Source organism: Paraburkholderia sp. SIMBA_053, assembly GCF_046534895.1.
Taxonomy (GTDB): domain Bacteria; phylum Pseudomonadota; class Gammaproteobacteria; order Burkholderiales; family Burkholderiaceae; genus Paraburkholderia; species Paraburkholderia caledonica.
The window spans coordinates 1-250 of record NZ_JAWRXU010001298.1 but is presented as its reverse complement, the minus strand read 5'-3'; the positions used below and the strand labels follow the sequence as shown (position 1 = coordinate 250).

At 57.2% G+C, this 250-nt stretch carries 1 protein-coding gene; it reads right to left on the bottom strand.

What is annotated here, in order from left to right:
- Window positions 1-92: 92 nt before the first annotated feature.
- A partial coding sequence (locus SB753_RS39815; protein WP_410805515.1) for a hypothetical protein occupies window positions 93-250 on the bottom strand: 158 nt, incomplete at its 5' end.

Here is a 250-nt window from a genome sequence, read left to right as displayed (position 1 = left end):
CGACGCTATGGGACGCAGACCGCCCGCAAACGATTCGCCTCGATCCATTTCAGGTTCTGACGATTGAATTGTCGCCAGTAGTATCTGGCGGCCTATGAGAGGGTCGATGCCAGACTGACCGGCTTCGCTTCTAACTGATGCAGATCGAAGATCAACACCGTGTTGTCGCCAGGCTTGAGCCACGGAGCCGGGCAATAGAGCCGCCTCTGCGGGCCGATATTCCAATAGCGGCCGAGATTATGCCCGTTGA